The 18,540-nt window shown below is 65.4% G+C and carries 20 protein-coding genes and 1 tRNA gene; 9 read left to right on the forward strand and 12 right to left on the reverse strand.

Annotated features, from left to right (window positions below):
- Positions 1-55: 55 nt before the first annotated feature.
- Together AB0P23_RS16180 and AB0P23_RS16185 are read right to left on the reverse strand one after the other, a co-directional pair.
- Positions 56-1,504, reverse strand: coding sequence for a trehalose-6-phosphate synthase (locus tag AB0P23_RS16180; RefSeq protein WP_363798225.1), 1,449 nt, complete (start codon positions 1,502-1,504; stop codon positions 56-58).
- A 52-nt stretch (positions 1,505-1,556) separates the two neighbouring features.
- The gene (locus AB0P23_RS16185; RefSeq protein WP_008710019.1) at positions 1,557-1,730 is read right to left on the reverse strand and encodes a hypothetical protein; all 174 of its coding nucleotides are present in this window, start codon (positions 1,728-1,730) and stop codon (positions 1,557-1,559) included.
- Between the two features lie 105 nt (positions 1,731-1,835).
- Here AB0P23_RS16185 and AB0P23_RS16190 point away from each other — a divergent pair, with 105 nt between their 5' ends.
- From AB0P23_RS16190 to AB0P23_RS16205, 4 genes are all read left to right on the forward strand, one after another.
- Positions 1,836-3,584, forward strand: coding sequence for an ABC transporter ATP-binding protein (locus tag AB0P23_RS16190; protein WP_206497696.1), 1,749 nt, complete (start codon positions 1,836-1,838; stop codon positions 3,582-3,584).
- Positions 3,581-5,329 (forward strand): ABC transporter ATP-binding protein, encoded by a 1,749-nt coding sequence (locus AB0P23_RS16195; protein WP_032399230.1) that lies wholly within the window; start codon positions 3,581-3,583, stop codon positions 5,327-5,329. The genes AB0P23_RS16190 and AB0P23_RS16195 overlap by 4 nt, the downstream gene beginning before the upstream one ends.
- A gap of 69 nt (positions 5,330-5,398) precedes the next feature.
- A complete protein-coding gene (locus AB0P23_RS16200) occupies positions 5,399-5,971 on the forward strand; it encodes a TetR/AcrR family transcriptional regulator (protein WP_206497695.1) in 573 nt (190 codons plus the stop codon).
- Positions 5,968-6,456, forward strand: a complete 489-nt coding sequence (locus tag AB0P23_RS16205; RefSeq protein WP_206497694.1) for an FBP domain-containing protein — start codon at positions 5,968-5,970, stop codon at positions 6,454-6,456. The genes AB0P23_RS16200 and AB0P23_RS16205 overlap by 4 nt, the downstream gene beginning before the upstream one ends.
- Positions 6,457-6,518: 62 nt before the next feature.
- Here AB0P23_RS16205 and AB0P23_RS16210 read toward each other — a convergent pair whose 3' ends face one another.
- The 3 genes from AB0P23_RS16210 to AB0P23_RS16220 all read right to left on the reverse strand — a co-directional run bounded on the left by AB0P23_RS16210 (position 6,519) and on the right by AB0P23_RS16220 (position 8,138).
- The gene (locus tag AB0P23_RS16210; RefSeq protein ID WP_219520286.1) at positions 6,519-6,737 is read right to left on the reverse strand and encodes a hypothetical protein; all 219 of its coding nucleotides are present in this window, start codon (positions 6,735-6,737) and stop codon (positions 6,519-6,521) included.
- A 188-nt stretch (positions 6,738-6,925) separates the two neighbouring features.
- On the reverse strand, positions 6,926-7,579 hold the full coding sequence (locus tag AB0P23_RS16215) for a hypothetical protein (protein WP_032389807.1): 654 nt from the start codon (positions 7,577-7,579) through the stop codon (positions 6,926-6,928).
- A 31-nt stretch (positions 7,580-7,610) separates the two neighbouring features.
- Positions 7,611-8,138, reverse strand: coding sequence for a hypothetical protein (locus AB0P23_RS16220; protein WP_032367327.1), 528 nt, complete (start codon positions 8,136-8,138; stop codon positions 7,611-7,613).
- A 92-nt stretch (positions 8,139-8,230) separates the two neighbouring features.
- Here AB0P23_RS16220 and AB0P23_RS16225 point away from each other — a divergent pair, with 92 nt between their 5' ends.
- Both AB0P23_RS16225 and AB0P23_RS16230 read left to right on the forward strand, forming a co-directional pair.
- On the forward strand, positions 8,231-9,040 hold the full coding sequence (locus tag AB0P23_RS16225; protein ID WP_027495671.1) for an alpha/beta hydrolase: 810 nt from the start codon (positions 8,231-8,233) through the stop codon (positions 9,038-9,040).
- 90 nt (positions 9,041-9,130) lie between these two features.
- Positions 9,131-9,391, forward strand: coding sequence for an MbtH family protein (locus AB0P23_RS16230; RefSeq protein ID WP_027495672.1), 261 nt, complete (start codon positions 9,131-9,133; stop codon positions 9,389-9,391).
- A gap of 10 nt (positions 9,392-9,401) precedes the next feature.
- On the opposite strand, the gene AB0P23_RS16235 is transcribed toward AB0P23_RS16230, so the two are convergent.
- On the reverse strand, positions 9,402-10,865 hold the full coding sequence (locus AB0P23_RS16235) for a threonine/serine exporter family protein (RefSeq protein WP_206497692.1): 1,464 nt from the start codon (positions 10,863-10,865) through the stop codon (positions 9,402-9,404).
- Positions 10,866-10,954: 89 nt separating this feature from the next.
- Between AB0P23_RS16235 and AB0P23_RS16240 the strand changes: the two genes are divergently transcribed.
- Positions 10,955-11,026: transfer RNA gene (locus AB0P23_RS16240), tRNA-Thr, on the forward strand.
- A 434-nt stretch (positions 11,027-11,460) separates the two neighbouring features.
- Here the strand turns inward: AB0P23_RS16240 and AB0P23_RS16245 are convergent.
- Both AB0P23_RS16245 and AB0P23_RS16250 read right to left on the reverse strand, forming a co-directional pair.
- On the reverse strand, positions 11,461-11,871 hold the full coding sequence (locus AB0P23_RS16245) for a nuclear transport factor 2 family protein (RefSeq protein ID WP_206498791.1): 411 nt from the start codon (positions 11,869-11,871) through the stop codon (positions 11,461-11,463).
- Between the two features lie 95 nt (positions 11,872-11,966).
- A complete protein-coding gene (locus AB0P23_RS16250; RefSeq protein ID WP_032386475.1) occupies positions 11,967-12,527 on the reverse strand; it encodes a PadR family transcriptional regulator in 561 nt (186 codons plus the stop codon).
- A 90-nt stretch (positions 12,528-12,617) separates the two neighbouring features.
- Here AB0P23_RS16250 and AB0P23_RS16255 point away from each other — a divergent pair, with 90 nt between their 5' ends.
- The gene (locus AB0P23_RS16255; RefSeq protein ID WP_363798232.1) at positions 12,618-13,397 is read left to right on the forward strand and encodes an SGNH/GDSL hydrolase family protein; all 780 of its coding nucleotides are present in this window, start codon (positions 12,618-12,620) and stop codon (positions 13,395-13,397) included.
- Positions 13,398-13,431: 34 nt separating this feature from the next.
- Here the strand turns inward: AB0P23_RS16255 and AB0P23_RS16260 are convergent, their stop codons facing one another.
- The 3 genes from AB0P23_RS16260 to AB0P23_RS16270 are packed head-to-tail and all read right to left on the reverse strand — an operon-like array spanning position 13,432 to position 16,592.
- Positions 13,432-14,748, reverse strand: coding sequence for an alpha/beta hydrolase (locus tag AB0P23_RS16260; RefSeq protein WP_206498793.1), 1,317 nt, complete (start codon positions 14,746-14,748; stop codon positions 13,432-13,434).
- Positions 14,749-14,802: 54 nt separating this feature from the next.
- On the reverse strand, positions 14,803-15,789 hold the full coding sequence (locus tag AB0P23_RS16265; RefSeq protein ID WP_052061261.1) for a phytanoyl-CoA dioxygenase family protein: 987 nt from the start codon (positions 15,787-15,789) through the stop codon (positions 14,803-14,805).
- A complete protein-coding gene (locus AB0P23_RS16270; RefSeq protein WP_057473594.1) occupies positions 15,780-16,592 on the reverse strand; it encodes a class I SAM-dependent methyltransferase in 813 nt (270 codons plus the stop codon). Before AB0P23_RS16270 ends, AB0P23_RS16265 begins: the two co-directional genes overlap by 10 nt.
- Before the next feature lie 63 nt (positions 16,593-16,655).
- On the opposite strand from AB0P23_RS16270, the gene AB0P23_RS16275 reads away from it, so the two are divergent.
- Positions 16,656-17,516, forward strand: coding sequence for a methyltransferase domain-containing protein (locus tag AB0P23_RS16275; protein ID WP_206498794.1), 861 nt, complete (start codon positions 16,656-16,658; stop codon positions 17,514-17,516).
- Between the two features lie 48 nt (positions 17,517-17,564).
- Here the strand turns inward: AB0P23_RS16275 and AB0P23_RS16280 are convergent, their stop codons facing one another.
- A complete protein-coding gene (locus tag AB0P23_RS16280) occupies positions 17,565-18,494 on the reverse strand; it encodes an aldo/keto reductase (RefSeq protein WP_206498795.1) in 930 nt (309 codons plus the stop codon).
- Positions 18,495-18,540: the final 46 nt, after the last annotated feature.

Consider the following 18,540-nt stretch of genomic DNA (forward strand, 5'->3'; position numbering starts at 1 on the left):
TGCACAAAACCGTCGACGGCAAACTAGCAGCCGTCGACGGTGGGGGTAAAGCGATTTATCTGACGAGGTTGGTGCCCTCGGCCGGTTGTGCCAGAGCGGACAGGAACGAGCGAGCCCAGCGGTCGACGTCATGGGCGAGAACCTGCCGACGCATGGCTCGCATGTGACGCTTACCTGCCTCGGGTTCCTGTTCGAGCGCTCCGGTGATGGCGTCCTTCACGCTGTCCAGATCATGGGGGTTGCACAGGTACGCCTGGCGCAATTCTGCAGCAGCACCGGTGAATTCGCTGAGAACCAGCGCGCCACCGAGGTCGCTACGGCAGGCCACGTACTCCTTGGCGACGAGGTTCATGCCGTCGCGTAGGGGAGTGACCAGCATGACGTCGGCAGCGACGAAGTAGGCGAGCAGGTCCTCGCGGGGAATGGGACGGTGCAGGTAGTGGACCACCGGGTGGCCCACCTGGCCGTACTCGCCGTTGATGCGTCCCACCTGCTGCTCGATCTCGCCGCGCATGGCGACATAGCTCTCGACGCGTTCACGGCTGGGCGTCGCCAATTGCACGATGACGTTCTCGGCCGGATCGACTCGGCCTTCTTCGAGCAACTCTCGAAATGCGTTGAGCCGAACGTCGATTCCCTTGGTGTAATCCAGTCGGTCGACGCCGAGCATGATCCGTTTCGGATTGCCCAGGTCTTTGCGCAACTGCTTGGCGCGATCCCGGACGGCTTTCGTGCGTGACTTGGTGTCGAGGTCACCGGAGTCGATGGAGATCGGGAACGCTCCGACGCGTACGGTCCGGAACCCCACCTGGACGACGCCGAGCTTGGACCGCACGCCGACGGTTCCGCGTGAGGTGGTTCCCCCGGCGAGGCGTCGGGCGAGGTAGAGGAAGTTCTGCGCGCCGCCGGACAGATGGAAACCGATCAGGTCGGCTCCGAGCAGTCCTTCGACGATCTCGGTGCGCCACGGCATCTGCATGAACAGCTCGATCGGCGGGAACGGGATGTGCAGAAAGAACCCGATGGTGAGATCGGGCCGCAGCATCCTGAGCATCTTCGGGACGAGCTGGAGCTGATAGTCCTGAATCCACACTGTCGCACCCTGCGCGGCTGCCTCGGACGTCTTCTCCGCGAAGCGGCGGTTGACTTCGACGTAGGCGTTCCACCAGTCACGGTCGTACTCGGGCTTGACGATGACGTCGTGGTACAGCGGCCACAGCGTGGCGTTGGAGAAGCCCTCGTAGTACTGGGTGTATTCCTTCTCGCTGATCGGCACCGGACGCAGGTGCAGGTCGTCCTCGACGAACGGCTCCACGTCGACGTCGGACACGCCGACCCATCCCACCCAGGCACCCTTGTTGGCGCGCAGGATGGGCTCGAGCGCGGTGACCAGCCCGCCGGGGCTGCGCTTCCATCGCGCGCTTCCGTCGGGAAGTGTCTCCAGATCGACCGGCAACCTGTTGGCTACGACGACGAAATCCGAACCCTGCGAGGCGTCAGCCACAACTGTCCAATCCGCTTGTTGATCCCTGGGTAATCAGCCCTGCGAAAACCTGTCAGTCGGTCTTCGCTACGGGGTCTATACCCAGCATCGACAACAACATGCGGCACTCGTCTGCATCGGTCGCATAGGCGGCGACGACGCGCTGGGCCTGACTGGCGGTCTCGTACTCGAGTGGGACGATGTCTTCGTCGGCGATGTCGTTGTCGGTCGATGTCTTGGCAGGCATAGTGATCTCCGTACTCTCTGCTGGACTTACTCGGTGTTCGCTGGTGCCAACTCTATGTAAATGTGACACCCCATCGCCACTTCCGGATGCCATAGGCTGCAGCGAATGACCGATTCTGTCTCGCTTCACCATGCTCGAAACGTGGTGGAGGCACCTTTCCCGGCCACCGGTGGCGCGATTCTGCGCCGCACCGTACGACGTCGTCGCACCCGCTTGATCGTCTCGTCCCTGCTCTTCGGGGTGCATCAACTGTGCGAAACGATGGTTCCGGTCGCGATCGGTCTGATCGTGTCGCGGGCGATCGACACCGGCGACGTGACGGCGATGATCGTCTCGTTGGTCGGTCTCGCGGCTCTGTTCGTCACACTGTCCTACGCCTGGCGCATCGGTGCCCGCATCATCGTCGTCGCCATCGAGCGTGAGGCCCACGATGTGCGGGTGGAGGTCGCCGGCCGCGTTCTCGACCCACGCGGACTGCGCACCGATCTGTCGGCCGGGGAATTGCTGACGGTTTCGACGTCCGATGCCGAGAAGGAATCGTGGATTCTCGATCTGATCGCGCGAGTCTTCGCGTCGGCAGTGGCGGTGGTGGCGTCGGCGGTGGCATTGCTGATCATCGACATTCCTCTCGGCCTGGCCGTCGTGATCGGTACTCCGGTGATTCTGATTGCGCTCCAGCGTCTCGCCCCGTTGCTCACCCGCGCGGCCACCGCACAGCAGGCCGAGATCGCCGGGGTATCGGGAATGGCCACCGATCTGGTCAGTGGAGTGCGTCCGCTGCGCGGAATCGGAGCAGAGGACGCCGCGACCCAGCGGTTCGTGACGTCGAGCCGAACGGCACTGGCGGCCACGCTGAGGTTGGCCCGCGCCAACAACGTCTATCAGGGCCTGGCGGCGGCGGTCAACGCGTTGCTCGCCGTCGGAATCGCCGGTACCGCAGGCTGGTTCGCGTTGCAGGGTCGCATCTCGGTCGGCGAGTTGATCACCGTCATCGGGCTCTCGCAATTCGTCATCGAACCGCTGACCGGGTTGTCCAAGGTCCCTGGCGTGGTGGCGATGGTGCGTGGCTCTGCCGACCGGCTCGCACTCGTACTCGGTGCCGACCACGTTCTGCCGCAATCGGATTCCGCTGTGCCCTCGGGTACCGATCTCACCGTCGACGAGGTCGGGTTCCGTTCGCTCGACGGCCTCACCTTCTCTGCTGCACCCGGCGAGATGCTCGGGATCGTCGCCTACCGGCCGCAGGACGGTGAGGCACTCGCCCAGGTGCTCTCCGGTCAGATCTCCGAGTCCGACTACACCGGAACGGTACGGATCGGCGGCATCGCAACAGGGGACATCGATCTCCGACGCGCCCGCGAGACCGTGCTCGTCGAGCCGCACATCACCGACCTGTTCGCCGGCACCGTTCGCAGCAACGTCACCGCAGGTCGCGCGCAGCCCGACGCCGAACTCGCCCGCGTGCTCGAGGCATCCGCGGCCACCGACGTCGTCGAACTGCACGAAGCCGGACTCGACCACGCCGTCACCGACCGCGGTGCCAGCCTCTCCGGCGGCCAACGTCAACGGGTCGCGTTGGCGCGGGCCCTGTCGGTCGACGCCCCGGTGCTGGTGCTGCACGACCCCACCACCGCGGTCGACGCCGTCACCGAGCACACGATCGCGCGCGGTATCGCCGAGCTGCGACACACCGGCAGCGCCGCGCAGACCACGATCCTGATCACCACCAGCCCTGCGCTGCTGTCGGTGACGCATCGCGTGCTCGTCGTCGACGACGGCCGCGTCGTCGCCGAAGGAACCCACCACGATCTCGCGTCCTCGGACGCGCAGTACAAGGAGACGGTGCTGCGATGACCGCCCCCGAACTTCTTCCCATCGCCACCGGTGCCCGGTCGGGCCGATGGCTGTTGGAACAGCTGCGCCTGCGCAAACTCCGTACCGCGGTGACGCTGCTCCTCGGCGCAGTGGCCGCGGCGATGTCACTTGTGCCGGTCTATGTGCTCGGCGTCCTGGTCGACCGCGTCCGCGACGGGGCCGACTCGTCGACCATCGTGGGGGTCGTCGTCGTGATCGCGGTGGCAGCGGTCATCGGCGGTGTCGTCACCGGTTTCAGCGGCTACCTGATCAGTACCCTCGGCGAGGGCATCCTGGCGTCGCTGCGTGAGGCCGTCGTGCGACGCGCTCTCCGCCTGCCGGTGGCCACGCTGGAGCGAGTGGGCAAGGGCGACTTGCTCTCCCGCGTCGGCGACGACGTCGCAGTGATGGCCAAGTCGATCGGCGAAGTGATTCCCCAGCTCGTCGGAGCATTCCTGCTGGTGTGCCTGAGCATGATCACGATGCTCGGAATCGACTGGCGTCTGGGGCTTGCCGGTCTGGTGGCATTGCCGATGTACGTGCTCGCGCTGCGCTGGTATCTGCCCCGATCGGCTCCGCTGTACGCGGCCGAACGAGTCGCTATGGGCGAGCGGGCGCAGTCCTTCGTCAGCAGCATGCAGGGCGCAAAGACTGTGCGCGCCTACGGACTCGAAGCAGAGCACCTCGGTGAGGTGGATCGAGCGTCGGCGAAAGCCCGCGACATCGGCGTCGACGTCTTCCGCCTGTTCACCCGTTTCGGCTCACGCAGTAACCGCGCCGAATGTGTCGGTCTGTCGGTGATCCTGCTGGCCGGATTCCTGCTCGTACGAGGCGATTACGTGACCGTCGGTGAGACCACGGCTGCGGCGCTGCTGTTCCATCGCCTGTTCAATCCGATCGGCACCCTGCTCTTCACGTTCGACGACATCCAGTCTGCCGGAGCGTCTCTGGCCCGATTAGTCGGCGTTGTCGACATCCCCGACGAGCGGCCGGTGGGCGACGGTTCCGTGCCTGCCGACGCCACCCTCGATGTCGTCGACCTGCGCCACTCGTACGACGGGGGTCACGAAGTACTGCACGGTGTCGACCTGCGTGTCGACGCAGGTGAGACGGTCGCGCTCGTGGGATCCACCGGTGCCGGGAAGTCGACGATCGCGGCCATTGCGGCCGGGTCCATGGCGTCGACGTCGGGCACGGTTCGTGTCGGCGGCGCGTCGCTGGACTCGTTGGGCCACCAGGGTTTACGCCGGCATGTCGCGATCGTCAGCCAGGAAGTGCACGTCTTCGCCGGCCCTCTGATCGACGACGTGTTGCTCGCGGCACCGGACGCCGGCCGCGACGACGTGGAAGCCGCACTGCGGACCGTCGGGGCCTGGGGATGGGTCGAGGCGCTCGAGAACGGCCTCGACACCGCAGTCGGCGAGGGTGGTCACCAGTTGACCGCGGCGCAATCGCAGCAATTGGCTCTGGCGCGGCTGGTTCTCGCCGATCCGGCTGTCGCGGTGTTGGACGAGGCCACCGCCGAGGCCGGCAGCTCCGGTGCCCGTGAGCTCGAACTGGCTGCGGAGGCGGCGACGAGAGGCCGCAGCACATTGGTCGTGGCGCATCGCCTCACCCAGGCCGCTGCCGCCGACCGCGTCGTTGTGCTCGAGCACGGGAAAATCGTCGAGCAAGGTCCGCACGACGAGTTGGTCGCTGCCGGTGGGCGTTACGCAGAGCTGTGGGAGGCGTGGCAGGGCCGCTGATCGCTTTAGTAATTTGCCTATAGCTATTAGTTTTGGCTACGGTGTCCTCGGAAGATGGAGGAGGCCGACATGGCACGCGCAGGATTGACCGCGCAGCGCATCGTGGCAGCAGGAGCGGATCTGGCCGACGAGGTCGGCTTCGATCGCGTGACTGCCAGTGAGTTGGCGCGACGCTTCGACGTCAAAGTGGCGAGTCTGTATTCGCATCTGAAGAGCGCGCATCAGCTCAATGCCGGCATCGCTCTGCTGGCGTTGGAAGAACTGGCCGACCGGGTGGCAGAAGCGTTGGCGGGCAGGGCAGGCAAGGACGCGTTGGTGGCAGTGGCCGACGCGTACCTGGTCTATTCGCGCGAACATCCCGGCCGGTACGCGGCCACTCAATTTCCTCTCGACCACGAGACGGCGATCAACAGTGCCGGGGTGCGGCACTCGGCGATGATGAAGGCGATCCTCCGTGGGTATCACCTGAGCGAGGTCGACCAGGTGCACGCTGTTCGACTGTTGGGCAGTGTCTTTCACGGTTTCGCCAGCCTCGAAGCGGCCGGCTCGTTCGCTCACAGTGCACCCGACTCGCAAGAGTCGTGGGCCCGAATCCTCGACGGAATCGACACACTCCTACGGCAATGGAGGCAGGAACAATGAAGCCGATCTCCGAACGCGACATCAGATCGTCGTTCGTCAACTCGTCCAAGGGTGACGCCACTCGGCTTTCCCTCCCCGATATGTTCGACGAAACGCCTTGGGAGGATCTCGATTTCCTCGGCTGGGGCGACCCGAAGCTGGCGGGACGAAGCTACATCGTCGTACCGCAGGAAGATCGACTCCGTGCAATTGCGTTGCGATACAAGGCAGGTGGACCGCGGACTGCGCAGATGTGCAGCATCTGTCTCACCACCCACGCCAACGGCGGTGTGTCGCTGATGGCCGCTGCGAAGGCAGGGGAGTCCGGGCGACGCGGCAACACCGTCGGTACCTACATCTGCTCGGATCTCGCATGTTCTCTGTACGCACGCAAGAAGAAAACACCGGCCCTGGGACGACAGTTCAAGGAGGACTTCGACGTCGACACCCGCACGGCGACGGTGAGGGACAATATCGACGCATTCCTCGCTCGCATCGTCGGCTGATCGTCGCTGCGCTCCCGTCGTGCGTGTTGTGCGCCCTCAGCGGTACGCACAACGCGCACGACCTAGCTCTTTTTGCTGGACCGCTGCGGGCGCAATGCTGTGAAAAGCCAGGCCGCTGCCGCGACGGTTGCCAGACCCCAGCCCGCGATGCCGGCCCCGGGGAAGTCCAGTCTTGGGATGGCGAGAACCCCGAAGATCACCAAAGTGGCGAACAGCGGCGAGAGTCTGCGCCGGGCGCGGATAAGTCGAGTGGACTCGGTTCCCGTTTGTCGCATGCGCATCTACCCTCCTCGTCAATGTGTTCGGCGAACCTACAGTAAACCGGGCAGTCGGGCTTCGCTGGTGCGCCCCGGTCGATGCTCTCAGAGTGTGGCACCCAACGGTTGCAGCGCGCACCAGCCCCGCACCGAGAATACGGTGCGGGGCTGGAAGAGGTTGTTGCTGAGCTCGATTCGAGAGAATCGGGCTGTCAGTCCTTGTTCTTCTCCGCGATGAACAGCTTCTCGATGCGCTCCGCCTCGTCCTTCTTGGCGTCGGCTTCCTCGGATCGCTCTGCGGCCTCGGCCAATTCGGCCTCGGACGGTGCTGCAGCCAACTTCTCCTGCTTGTCGACCTGAGCCTGCTGAGTCTTCTTGCGGTCCTCGGCTGCCTTGGCCGCCGCGGCAGCTTGCTCGTCGGCCTTCTTCTTCTTTGCAGCCGCTTCGCGTTCGGCTTCCTGAGCGGCCTCGCGCTTGCGCTGCTCGGCTTCCTGTCGCGCGTCGCGGGCCGCTTCCTGGGCTGCGGCGTCGGCGGCCCGCCGGTCCTGCTCGGCGGTCTCACGAGCCGTCTTCAGGTCGGCGTCCGCGGCAGTCTTCTTCGCACGTGCCTCGGCGTCCAGGCGTGCTGCTTCGGCGCGGTTCTCGGTGCTGTCGACCAGAGTCTCACCGCGATCGGCAAGACTCCTGTCTCCCAACAGGTTTCCGACGGCACGATCGAGGGATCCGAGCGTGTGCTCGTAGGCGAGCCGCGCCGGTGATTCCGCATCCATCTTCACGACGACGTTGGTCTCGATGAGCTGCAACGGAATTCGTGCGATCTTGTACTGAAGTCTCAGGATGGTCAGTGGTAGGGCCAAAACACTCATGTAGTCGAACTCCTAGATCAGCAGTGGGGGGTTAAGCCTGGTTGCGAAGCTCTTCGGCTTTCTTGCGGTCGGCTTCGGCCTGCAGCAACGCTTCCTGGTGCTTTTGCGCAGCCACCATTTCGTCCGCATCTGCCGCGGCCTGCTCGGCTTTGCGCTCCTCGGTCGCTTCGATCTGTTCGGCCGTTGCGTCGACCTCGGCTGCCGCTCGTTCCTGCGCCACGGTCTCACGCTTGTTCTGCTCGGCCGCGGCCACCTGGGTCTCTCGAACGCGGTCTGCGTTCGCCTCGGCAACTGCCGCGTTCTCTTCCGCGGCCTCGCGTCGACTGTCTGCCGCAGTCCGCACGTCGGCCAGCTCCTCGGCGGCCTCGGTGGCCTGCGCATCGGCGACGCGTTCGGTGGCCTGCGCCTCCTTGCGTTCGCGAGCCTGAGCGGCCTGCAACTGGCCCTCGGCCGTCAACGAGTCGTTGCCGGTGACAGCGCCGACGACCTCTTTGGCTTTGCCCTTGATCCCGTCGAGCATTCCTTTGCGTGCTTCGCCCGCTACGTTCTCGTCAGTCATGTAACTGCAGGTACCCACTGGCTGTTCGAGTAACCCCACGTCGACCTCGGACGATACGATCGCCGACGAAAGCATCAGCAGTGAGGAGACGTATGCCTATCGCGAAGATCAACGGCATCGACGTGAACTACCAGGTCAAGGGCAGTGGAGACCTGGTCGTTCTGATAATGGGCACCGGCAGTCCCGGCCGAGTGTGGGAACTGCATCAGGTACCGGCCCTCCTGGCGGCCGGCTACCGGGTGTGCACCTTCGACAACCGCGGTATCGCGCCGTCGTCGGAAAGTGCGACCGGTATCACCATCGACGCCATGGTTGCCGACACCGAGGGCTTGATCGAACTGGTCCGCGACGGTGCCGAGAAGGCCTTCGTCGTCGGAACGTCGATGGGCTCTCGCGTCGCGCAGGAGTTGGCTCTGAAGCGTCCCGATCTGGTTCGCAAGGCGGCATTCCTGGCCGGGCACGCGCGGGTCGACGAGTTCCAGAAGACGCTCGCCCAGGGCGAGCGGGCGCTCTACGACAAGCGCGTCGAGCTGCCGGGCACGTACTCGGCCGCGGTGACGGCGGTGATGAACCTGTCGCCCGCCACGTTGCGCGATGCGCGAACGGCTCGCGATTGGCTCGACCTGTTCGAGTTCTCGGCATCCTCACCATCCGCCGGGGTGCGCGCGCAGCTGGGCATGGACGACGATTTCGACCGCACCAACGCCTACCGGGCAGTGTCGGTGCCGTGTCTGTCGGTCGGGTTCGCCGACGATCGGATGATCCCCGCCTACCTGGGCAAGGAGCTCGCCGACGCCATTCCGGGGGCTCGATACGTGGAGATCGCGGACGCCGGGCACTACGGATATCTCGAGCGTCCCGAGGCCGTCAATGCGCACTTGCTCGACTTCTTCAAGGCCTGACGCCACCTGAGCACGACCTGCGTTGCTAGGGTCGTGTGGCACCTCACGGTGCAGACTTACCAATCAAACGTTCGCGACGAGTGAGGCGAGATGAGTACCAACCCGTTCGATGACGAAGACGGACGCTTCTTCGTGCTGGTCAACGACGAAGATCAGCATTCGCTGTGGCCGACGTTCTCCGAGGTCCCTCAGGGGTGGCGTGTCGTCTTCGGTGAAGACACCCGCGCTGCGTGCCTGGAGTACGTCGAGAAGAACTGGACCGACATGCGTCCGCGCAGCCTGCGTGAGGCCATGGAGGCCGACGCAGCTGCCCGCGCAGGTGCTGAGGGAACCCCCAGCACCGAGGCTTGAGTTCCGCCTTCTACGAAGGACTCGTACCGCGCCGCCGACGAACCGTCGGTCGGCGCGGTTCTTCTCTGCGGCGAAGCGTCGGGCGCAGTAGTTCCTCGGTGCGTGCCAGGATCCGGGGTCGACGCAATGTTCGCGCACCCCACTCGCCCAATGTGACGCCCGCAGCCAGACCACAGCCGATGCCGAACGCCGCGAAGAGCGAGCTGATACCGAGCAGCAACTGGTCGTTGAGAATCGCGTACAGACCTCGGTAGAGCGAGAGACCGGGCAGCAACGGAGTGATACCGGCGACGGCAACGATGAGCGGCGGAATGAGCGCTCGACGTGCAAGGAGACCACCGGCGAATCCGACGACCGTGGCCGCGATGGCAGACGCGATGATCGGACCCACAGCCAACGTCTGCGACATCAAGTAGACGAGCGCACCCGCGAAGCCGCCCATGAACGCTGCCGTCAGTGCGCGCCGCTCGGCGTAGCAGGCGAGCGCGTAGAACAGTGACGCGGCCGCGCCGGCGAGGACCTTGGTGGGCACCTGTGTGATGTCCGGGGGAGGCAGGTTGCTGATCTGCGGCAGATCGCTCCCGATCAGGGCCGCCAGCCGCAGCGACGTGGCAACGCCGGCAATGATGCCGCCCGTCATCATCAACACTTCGAAGAATCTGGCCGACGCGGTGATCGGTGCTCCGGTGATCGCGTCCTGTACCGAGCCGACGAGCGAAAGCCCCGACAGCAGCACCGTCACCCCGGCACCGATGATCACCGACGGGGAGATGTCGATATTGAGCTGATCCTGAAAGTTGTACAGAGTGATCGCCGGGGTGGCAGCGACGAATCCGCCGACCACCTGCTGAAAGAAGAAGGGCAGTCCGGCGCGGTTGAGGATGCGGCCGATTCGGTCGATCACCATCGTCGTCAGGAAGCTCACCACAGCCACCAACGAGCCGCCGCCGAGCAACACACCGATCGCCGCCGCCATGCCCGCCCACGCGAAGGTCGCGATCCACCGGTTGTACGGGTGCGGGGCCGAGGTGATCTCGTCGAGGCGATCACGCGCAATGCTCGCCGGGACCACCTTGACGCGCACCGAGCGAATAAGTCGGTCGACCGCCGCCAGCCGCGTGAAGTCCATCGAGCGGTAATGGACGATGCGCATCGTCGACGCCGGCGGACGCGTCGGACCGCGATGTGCGCTCAGCGTGATCGAGTTGTACGTGACGTCGACATCGCATCGTGCGAGGCCGTACGTCGCGGCGATGAACTGCACCTGCGTCGCCGTATCCACCGCAGACGTGCCCGACGCCAACAACACCTCGCCGACGCGAACCGCCAGCTCGAGGACCTCGGCGACCGTCGCATCGTCGGTCAGATCGATAGGGCGAAGAGGTGACGGCGCGGCGGTCGGTGTATCGATGGTGGCCCGACGCTCACCGGTGAGACGGCTCAGCGAAGCCGTCAGGTCTTGCAGGAAAGTCATGACCGTCTTTACGTTGCTGGGGTGATCCACCGACAAGGTACCTGTTGTCGCTGAGCGTCCGTTGAACGGTATGCTTGGCTCGCTTCACTGCCTCCTTAGCTCAGCGGTAGAGCACTCGCCTTGTAAGCGAGCGGTCAACGGTTCAATCCCGTTAGGAGGCTCTCTTGGCTCCGATTCCGTCCCTGGGATCGGAGTTTTTGCGTTTCGTCGCGGATCGACTCCTCGGTTTCGGATACCCGACGCCGATGGGAGTCGGATATCCGAAACGTGGGAGCTGATCGAGCGGACGGCCCGCATCTACGCCCTTCGTCGGAATCCACACCCTTCGTAGGAGGTGTCGATTCCGATTGGGGGCGTGAATTCAAGTCATCGCTGCGCGACCGCGGGCCCACCACATCGCCACGGGTCGGAATACGACGAGCCGAGTCGTCGTTGACTCCATCGACGGTGTTCGATCCCAATGCCCCGGGTACCAACCATCAGCCGCTACGAGCGGCCACCTGCCGAGAGGCGCACTGGCGAACACCGTCACCCAATACTGATCAGAGCCGCGCACCCAGAGGTGCGCGGCTCTGTTCGTTCCACAAGCCCGGTATCACTGCTTGTCTTGCTTCTCTGCGGAAGCCATCGAACCCATTTCGGCGGCGAATTCTGTCGCCATGGCCTTCGAGAGTGCCTGCGCAGCCGACAGCGGACGCACCATCACGGTGAAATTGTCGATCAGGCCGTCGGAGTTCAGGTGGAGGATGTCGCAACCGTGGACGGTCACGTCGTCGATGCGGGTCTCGAAGAACAGGACGTGATCACGGCCGCCGATGTCTTCGACGGTTTTCACGTAGCGAAGGTCCTCGAAGACGCGGGTGACGGCGCGCAGAATAGCCGCGGTCGTTTGCTTGCCGCGGTACGGCTTGAATGCGACGGGGGAGCTGAAGACGACGTCGTTGGCCAGGGTGGCGGCCATGGCGTCGTGGTCGTTGGCCTCGACGGCCTGTCGGAACTGCTGCACGCGTCATCTCCTGGGTGGGGCCAGGGCCTGAGGCGCCCTCGGCTGGTGACCGAAGACTACACAACTTTGCGACTATGAAAGGGTGTTCGGCGGGATCATCCGCGTTCAGCGCGGGTGTCGAGTACTTCGAGGACGCGGGCACCCCAGCGAAGCGATTCCTCCTCGAACATCCGTCCGCGCATCAGGGTGAGATACGGGCCGATGCGATCGGCGGTGGCCAGGAACTCGGTCTCGGTACGTCCGTCGAGCAGGCGGTGCGCCATCCGGTCGTACCGAGCCAGCTTGTCTCGTGAGAGCTGCATTCGTTCTCGGATCGCATCGGTCATCGGCTCGAGGTCCCCGGCTTCGAGAGCGTGGATAGCCACCAGGTGCTCGTCGCGAATGGCCGGAAGCTTCGGTTGCCGATGGCTCACCTGGCGCAGCGCTGCACGTCCCTTGTCGGTGAGGCTGAACAGGCGTTTGTTGGGTCGACCGTCCTGTTCGACCAGTCGCGCCGAGATCACCTCGTCCTGGTCCATTCGGTCGAGTTCGCGATAGAGCTGTTGGGGAGTGGCAGTCCAGAAGTTGGCGACGGTTGCGTCGAACGCCTTGGACAGGTCGTAACCCGACATCTCCCCGTCGACCAGTGCGGCGAGCACAGCATCACGTAGCGACATGATCAAGGACAGTACCCGTCGCGAGGTGGCGGGCAGGCCAGATATTAGACAATTTGTTGTATATTGACGTCAAGTGAAAGAACGGTGGACGTGGTGGATCGGACGAAACAATTGCGATACGTAGCCCTGGGCGACAGCCAGACGGAAGGGCTGAACGACGGCAACGACGACACGGGCTTTCGTGGTTGGGCCGATCGGCTCGCCGAGCACATGGCCGAGAGTGCAGACGAGGTCGTCTACGCCAACCTCGCGGTACGTGGTCGTAAGGCTGCGCAGGTCAAGGCCGAGCAGTTGCCGGCTGCGTTGGCGTTGAAGCCGACGGTCGCGTCCGTCGCTGCCGGTGTCAACGACATCTTGCGTCCGCAGTTCGATGCGCGGACCGTGGCAGGTGAAGTGGGCGCAATATTCGCCGCGCTCCGAGCGGCCAACTGCACCGTGATCACCATGACGTTTCCCCGCCTCGCTCACCCGGTCCCCGGAAGGACCGTCATCGCCAGGCGTATGACCGAGCTCAACGCCGAGATTCGCAGAGTCGCAGCCGAATCCGATGTCGTGGTGATCGACCTCGAGAAGCACGACGTGGCCTCCGATCCTCGGCTATGGAGTTGGGACCGACTGCATCTGAACGAGACGGGACATGCGCGACTCGCTGCGGCCGCCGCCTACGCCCTCGGTCTACCGGGCGCTACCGACGCATGGAATCTCCCGTTGGCACCGCTCGCCAGCCCGCGCCTGCACTCCCGAGTTCGCGCCGACCTCACCTGGGCCGGAATGTTTCTCGCGCCGTGGTTGACTCGTCGAATCCGCAGACGATCCTCGGGCGACCGTCGTATGGCGAAGCGGCCGGAGCTGACCTCGGTACTCGGGTAGAGCCGGGCGAACCGACGCGAGCAGACCTGGTGAATCAGAATCCCGGGCCGAGATCTGCAGTGTTATCGACCAGGCTGCGCCGCATCCAGCTGTACACCCTCTCGTCGTTGAGGAGGGTGAAATGGTGAGCACTGTAGATCGCGAGACCGTCGTCCGGTCGAAGTCCTATGTTGCGGAGCTTGTTTCGACCTCCGGCGCTGTCGGTACGGACCAGACCGTCGCCCACGAAGACTCCGACCGGGTTGCGTGGACTTCCGGTGACGACCGCGGACGCGTGATGATGACGCACCCGTTCCGGAACCGAGATGTCCATGGCTGCACCGATATCGAAGCTGTCGGTGTAACGAGCATGACCGTCCTCGTCGGTGATCGCTCCGTGGATCAGATCACGGATTCCGGCACTTCGACGCGCCAGTAGGTTCGCGAACGGCCGGGTCTCGGGTACGAGTGCCATTGCGGCCGCGGCGACGTGGACGCCGTGAGCAAGTGGCGCGCCCAGATGTGGTGTCCCCAGAGTGAATACGTCCGTCAGCAGATCCACCCATCGTCGACCGCCTTCGGCAGCGTGGTGAGCAGCGCTGCGTGAGACCAGCCCGCCCATGGAATGTCCGACCAACGTGATCCGGTGTACCCGGACGGGCCATGCCGGTACGAGCTGCTCCAACAAGTCCGACAGGTCGACGCCATTCGACGCAATTCGCCGTCCGGTGTTGTAGCGCAAAAAGATCGAGGTCGTCCCGGCTTCGGCGTCCAGCCGCTCTCCGTATGTGGGCCGCCCACCGAGCCGCCATGCGTATTCCGTTTCGACCAGCCCATGGACGAACACCACGAGGTGCGCTCCCGCAGTGGGAAACCCGGCGGCCAAGGCTCGGTACTCCGGGGGTACAGGGCGTCCGTCGACTCGAATCGACATCGGATGGGCCAGTACCCGGGCTGTTCTCTCCATGTCGTCGCCGATGAGACCGTTCAGAACGGCGATGGTTTGCGCGCCACGGCTGGTGTGCGACGGTGACGGCCGCGAGTCGTCCTCGGCCACGTCGTCGCCGTCGGTCAGGGAGCCGTCAGCCAGGGAGCCGTCGGTCAAGGAGCCGACGATCTTGGCTGCGCCGGTGCAGGCGGCCGCGATGCTCGCGTACGTGCCGGCGGCGATCGCGTCGTGCATCAGTTGTGTCGGCAGGGCGGCGGGACCGATACCGAGCTTTACGGCAGCAAACGTGCGTCGTGCAATTGCCGAGTGGACCGCGCGAACGCCACCCGCAGCCGACGCCAACTCGCGAAGTGTGAGCTCGCCGAGCTCACCCCACTCCTGTGTGCGCCGAGATTTCTTCCCCGGTCCAGGTTTCGTCCCCACCGGATTCAGTGTACGCACGTCCACTGAAACTGCTGGCCCCGCAGAATCGGCGTCTCAGTCCCGGCGGCCGACCACCGGGTTGAGCTCGGAGTTCGCGAGGCCACCGGGCTCGATGCCGGGGAGGAATTCGCGCCAGGTGCCGCTGATCAGGGTCGGCGACTCGACGACGCGGGTGCCGTCGGCGAAGTAGGTGGTGGCCAGTGCGCGACGCGGCTGTGTCGTCCGGTTCGGGCCTGCGGTGTGGAAGCACAGCGCGGAGTGGAACGATACGTCTCCCACGGCGAACGGCTCGGACTCCACCGCAACGTTGCGCGTGCGGAAGCGCTGGGTGACGGCCTCGTCGTAGGAGGTGCCGACCTTGTCGAATTTGAGGTCTGCGACTTCGCCGAGAACGTCGCGTCCGCGCGCGAACGACAGTGGACCCATCGGGCCCGGAATGGCCGACATCGGCATCCAGGCGGTGACGGCGTCGGTGGTCTGCAACGGGAAGTGCTCGGCGTCGTGGTGCCACGGTGTGCGTCCGCAGCCGGGCTCCTTGGACAGCGCATTGTCGTGGTACAGCCGAACGCCGGGCACGTCGAGCAGTGCCGCGGCCAGGCCGCCGATCCGGGGTGACAGTGCTACGGCACGCATCAGGTCGTCGTGGAGCCACATCTGCTCGAGCGCGGTGAACCGGCCCGCAACGTCGTCGCCGTGCTCGGCTCGCAGTAACTCCTCGAGCCGCTCGGCGAGGCGTCGTACGACGGCAGGCGAGAACACCGCGGGCAGCCGCACGAAGGCGTGTCGCGCGAATGCGTCGACGGCCGCCGGGTCGAGATCGTAGGGCTCGGCGAGTTCGTGCTCGACTTGTTCGTCCGTGGCGGCCTCGACATCCGGCAGTCCAGGGCCATCGACGAGTTCTGCGGGTGCGGCGTCGTTGGCGGCCAGCGTGACGTACCAGTCCCACCAGTCCTGATCGTTGCCCGCCCAGTCCTGGTCGATACCGCCCTCGCGATTGCGTTCGGGCAGAAGCTCGTTGGTGGCAGGGTTGTTCAGAGCCACAGCAGGGCCGCCTCGTGCGAGAAGGTGTAGGAACCGGACGCGTCGCGACACGAAGCGAGGTAGTCACCGAGCACGGGGGCCGCCTCCATCTCGTCGAGGGACACGGAGTCGTCGAAGGCACACCGCTGCAGAAAGCCCTCGGCGACAGCGCGATCGGACGTTCCGGTGGTGTAAGAGACGCGCTGATCACGCACGTCCGCACCCGCGCGGATCAGCGCGTCACGCACCTGCTCGGCCGTCGTGTACGGCGTCGCTTCGCGCACGCCGGCGCGGAAGGCATCGTAGAAGGCGATGTAGTGGGAGGCTTCCGTTGCCTGCGCGACCAGACCGAGACCACCGGGAGCCAGTGCGGCAACGAATCTTTCGGCTGCGGCATCCAACTCGGCGGGCGGAAGGGCGTAGAGCGCGTGAGTGGCCCACACGACGTCGTAGCCTGCGTGATCGGCGGGCAGATCCTGCAGCGTCATCACCAGATCGTGCCGCGCGACGAAAGGCGCGGCCAGAGCTCCACGTGCCTCGGCCACCGAGAATTCGGATGGGTCGAGCAGGTCGTAGGCGACCTCGGGTACCGCGGACAGGTCGGTGTAACGACGGAGCGCAGTGGGGAACTTACCGCTGCCGCAGGCCACGTCGAGTAGCGACCAACCCTCGTGAGCCCGGCCGGCGAGCAGCGTCGGCCAATCGGCTGCCAACGCCAGCTGGTGATAGTCCTCGGTGGCCAGAGCGTAGAACGCCTCCATACCCGTGCGGCCCGCCTCGCTCCAGTGCTCGAGACTGCGTTCGGCTGTGTCTCCGCTGCTCACGAGATTCCTCCTAGGAAGCCAACTACGACGCACCGGCCGGGGCGTCATGGTTGACTCGGTCCAATGTCCAACATAGCTCCGAATTCGCCGACCGACACTGCCGTCGTGCTCATCGACGGATTGCGGGCGATGCGGCGCGGGGCCGAGGCGCTGGCGGGCCTGCCGCCCGAGTCCTACGCCGAGCACCACGCCGCCTTCGAGATGCTCTCCGATCAGCGCGGTCTGATCGCCCAGCACTTCGCAGATCGGCTGGCCGGGATGGGGAACGGACCGCTATCGGTGCTGTCGGTGGGCTGCGGGGACGGTTCGCTCGATGCCAGGCTTGCAGCGGGCCTGGTGCTGCGGGCACCCGGCCGTACGGTCCGGTACGTCGGCATCGACCCCTGGATCGGCAGTACCGAGCTCTTCGCCGCCACGATGGCGGCGCTCGAGGCCGCCGAACTCGACGCCCACGCGTACGTTGCATCGTTCGACGACGCACCCGTCGACGAGACTTTCGACGTCGTGATGTTCGTGCACTCGATGTACTACGTCGCAGACTTACGAGCAACGTTGCGTGCCGCGCTCGCCCTGCTGCGACCCGGCGGCGAACTGTGGGTGGCGATTGCGCCGACGGCCGCGCTCAACGCACTCGTCGAAGTCCTCGCCCCTCCACTCGAGGGCCATCGGCAGTGGTTCAGCGCCGACGTCGAGAAAGCATTCGTCGACGCCGAGATCGTCCTCGACGACACGGTGACTCTCGATGCGCTGGTCGATCTTTCCGCCGCGAGCGACGACGTGCTGGACTTCGCGGTGCAAGCCCGGTTGACGCCCGAGCTGCACGAGCCGGTGCGGGCCTACCTCGCGGCGGTATCGGTTCCGGATGCGGTTGGCGGGCTTCGAGTTCCGCATCCGGTCGACGTGTTCAGCGCGACCCGTCACTGAATGCCTCGACGCCACTGAACGCGCCGATTCGAGAAAGGTGGACGGAGGTCAGGTCCAGGCCATGCGGGAGCGGTTGTCCCAGTAGCTCTGCGGCGACTCGGCAATGTCCAGGTCGGCAATGTTCAGGTCGCCGGCCGCGATCACGTCGTGGTCGATGGAGAGCGCAGCGATGTTCTGTTCGAGTTGCGCCACCGTGGCGGCACCGGAGAGCACCACATCGGCCCACGGTTGCGCGAGGGCGACGGCCAGTGCGAGCGCGTCGCGTCCGACTCCGGCCGAGTCGGCGAGCGCGGAGAGTTCGGAGTTCTCGGCGACGAGTCGGCCGTTCGCCATCGCCTCTTTGACGACGACGAACCAGCCGGCCTCGTGCGCCTCCGCCAGGGCGGGGGCGACGGACGGTTCGAGGGGGTTCCACGTCGACTGCACCGAGCCGAACACCCCGGTAGCGAGCGCGGCACGCACGACTTCGGCCTGGTGCGGCCCGCTGGTGCTGATGCCGATGCGCGTGCCACCGGCTGCCAGCGCGCGTAGATCGTCGAGCAGGGCTGCGTCGCGAAGGGCAGGGCTGTCCGGGGTGACGCTGTGAATCAGGTAGTGGTCGGGCTTTCCGCCGAGGTCGCGCACGGTAAGCGGCCACTGCTCGGCCAGACGTGCAACCGAGTGTTCCTTGACCTCGTGTACCTCCGCGCCCCGCTGGAAGTCGGCGACATAGGCATATCCCCACTTCGAGCCGATCACGAGTTCCTCGCGCCGGTTCGGACGGGCAGACAACCAGCTGCCGAGGAACTGCTCGGCCAGACCGTAGGAGCGGGCGACGTCGAAGTGCCGAATGCCACTGTCCCAGGCGGCGTCCAGTACTGCGTGGCAATGTTGCTCGAGCGCAGCCGGGTCGAACCGCCCGTCCACCGCACACGAATGCCCGATGGTCAGATACTCCGGGCGTCCGAGTGCGGCAAGTCCGAGACCGAGTTGCGTCATGCCCTGAATACTCTCATCACTGCCGCCCTCGGAGCCTCGCCGCGAA

This window comes from Rhodococcus sp. NPDC077669, from assembly GCF_040686915.1.
GTDB classification, from domain to species: Bacteria; Actinomycetota; Actinomycetes; order Mycobacteriales; family Mycobacteriaceae; genus Rhodococcoides; species Rhodococcoides fascians.

Coding starts and splice junctions, on each gene's coding strand:
- AB0P23_RS16275 (WP_206498794.1), top strand. CDS start 16,656: ATGTCCAACATAGCTCCGAATTCGCCGACCGACACTGCCGTCGTGCTC.
- AB0P23_RS16220 (WP_032367327.1), bottom strand. CDS start 8,138: ATGACTGACGAGAACGTAGCGGGCGAAGCACGCAAAGGAATGCTCGAC.
- AB0P23_RS16235 (WP_206497692.1), bottom strand. CDS start 10,865: ATGACTTTCCTGCAAGACCTGACGGCTTCGCTGAGCCGTCTCACCGGT.
- AB0P23_RS16215 (WP_032389807.1), bottom strand. CDS start 7,579: ATGAGTGTTTTGGCCCTACCACTGACCATCCTGAGACTTCAGTACAAG.
- AB0P23_RS16225 (WP_027495671.1), top strand. CDS start 8,231: ATGCCTATCGCGAAGATCAACGGCATCGACGTGAACTACCAGGTCAAG.
- AB0P23_RS16190 (WP_206497696.1), top strand. CDS start 1,836: ATGACCGATTCTGTCTCGCTTCACCATGCTCGAAACGTGGTGGAGGCA.
- AB0P23_RS16210 (WP_219520286.1), bottom strand. CDS start 6,737: ATGCGCATGCGACAAACGGGAACCGAGTCCACTCGACTTATCCGCGCC.
- AB0P23_RS16205 (WP_206497694.1), top strand. CDS start 5,968: ATGAAGCCGATCTCCGAACGCGACATCAGATCGTCGTTCGTCAACTCG.
- AB0P23_RS16230 (WP_027495672.1), top strand. CDS start 9,131: ATGAGTACCAACCCGTTCGATGACGAAGACGGACGCTTCTTCGTGCTG.
- AB0P23_RS16195 (WP_032399230.1), top strand. CDS start 3,581: ATGACCGCCCCCGAACTTCTTCCCATCGCCACCGGTGCCCGGTCGGGC.
- AB0P23_RS16185 (WP_008710019.1), bottom strand. CDS start 1,730: ATGCCTGCCAAGACATCGACCGACAACGACATCGCCGACGAAGACATC.
- AB0P23_RS16200 (WP_206497695.1), top strand. CDS start 5,399: ATGGCACGCGCAGGATTGACCGCGCAGCGCATCGTGGCAGCAGGAGCG.
- AB0P23_RS16280 (WP_206498795.1), bottom strand. CDS start 18,494: ATGACGCAACTCGGTCTCGGACTTGCCGCACTCGGACGCCCGGAGTAT.
- AB0P23_RS16250 (WP_032386475.1), bottom strand. CDS start 12,527: ATGTCGCTACGTGATGCTGTGCTCGCCGCACTGGTCGACGGGGAGATG.